Below are 1,407 nucleotides of genomic sequence, written 5' to 3'. Positions count from 1 at the left end.
TGCCCGGTCGGTGCGGATGCCCCGGCCTTCCATCTCCACCACGTTCGGCCCCAGGTGAACACCGGGCAGGCGCTCGATGCCCTGCGCCTCAAGTGTTCTGTGGTCAATGCGGGCGTCGTGGCCAGCCCGCTCTAATGCCCGGTTGGCATGGTCGGCCCATGCCTCGCGGGTCTGCTCAAGCCATGCCTTGGGCTTGAGCGCTTCGGTCTTCTGTGCCCCGCCCTTCTCCGGGGTCTTGCCGTTGTACCGCTTGAACCACTGAGCGGCGGGCCGCTCGATGCCGTCATTGATCCGCTCGGAGATCATCAGGTGGCAGTGCGGGTTCTCGCCGCCACCGGCATGGATGGCCAGCGTATACGGCAGGCGCTCGCCCTCGGTCAGATGCCGGGCGAATTCGTCCACCAGCTCCCGCTGCTGATCTAGGGTCAGTTCGACCGGCAGGGCAAACTCAACCTCTTTGAACAGCCGCCCATTGGCGCGTTCATACAGGTCGGCAGCATCCCAGTAGTCGGCGGGGCGCTCGGCCCACTCGGGCAGGTGGCCGGACTGAGTGTGCAGCACCTCGTCACGGTCGCGGGAGTAACGGCCCTCCCGCTGGATGTAATCGGCTTTCGCCTTGGCCGACTGGCCGCCGTTCCGGCTGCCGGTCTTGGCCGTAAGGTGATAGATGGCCATAGGGGTTTAGCTCCATGCAATGGCCCTCGGAGAGCGCACAGCCCCAAAGGGGTGCCCGCAGGGCAGTTTCTCGAAGAGAAACCGGTAAGTGCGCCCTCCCGTTAGAATGACGGTCGGGGTTTGCGGTGTCTGTGCTCCGATGATAGCATGATGGCAAGCACATAACCAAGGGGAATGTCAACATGGCAAAAGCAGCGGAACGGCTCGCCAAGCTGGAAGAGCAACGGGCACGGATCAACGCCAAGATCCAGCGGGTCAGGGCACGGGAGCAGCAGCAAAAGCGCAAGGAGGACACCCGGCGCAAGGTGCTGGTAGGCGCGTGGATACTCGGCAAAGTCGAAAGCGGCGAGTGGCCAGAACAGCGCTTGCTCGATGGGCTGGACAGCTACCTAGAGCGCGACCATGACCGGGCGCTGTTCGGACTGCCACCCAAGCAGGAATAGCAGCCACAGGAGCATGGCCAGCCGGAGCCGCAAGAGGGGCAAGGGTGAGCTTCTACCGGCTGACACCTGCCGAGATCGAAGCCCTGCAGCAAGAGATGCGAGAGGCGGGCGCGACCATCAAGGCGGAGATAGCCAAGCGCAAGGTGGCCAGCATGGCCCCTGCGGGGCTTCACACGCGCCCCCGCCCTGCGGGCAGGGGTAAAGGCCGCTAAAGCGGCTAAAAGCGCTCCAGCGTATTTCTGCGGGGTTTGGTGTGGGGTTTAGCGGGCTTTGCCCGCCTTTCCCCCTG

At 64.4% G+C, this 1,407-nt stretch carries 2 protein-coding genes; one reads left to right on the top strand and one right to left on the bottom strand.

The window, feature by feature from the left end:
* On the bottom strand, nucleotides 1–675 hold a 675-nt coding region (locus tag R8N49_RS24645; protein WP_318190160.1), incomplete at its 3' end, for a MobA/MobL family protein.
* A 182-nt stretch (nucleotides 676–857) separates the two neighbouring features.
* Here R8N49_RS24645 and R8N49_RS24640 point away from each other — a divergent pair.
* Nucleotides 858–1,118 (top strand): mobilization protein, encoded by a 261-nt coding sequence (locus R8N49_RS24640; protein WP_169573164.1) that lies wholly within the window; start codon nucleotides 858–860, stop codon nucleotides 1,116–1,118.
* The last annotated feature ends 289 nt before the right edge of the window (nucleotides 1,119–1,407 follow it).

This window comes from Vibrio sp. 1978 (assembly GCF_033344345.1).
This window is presented reverse-complemented; position numbering and strand designations above follow the sequence as displayed.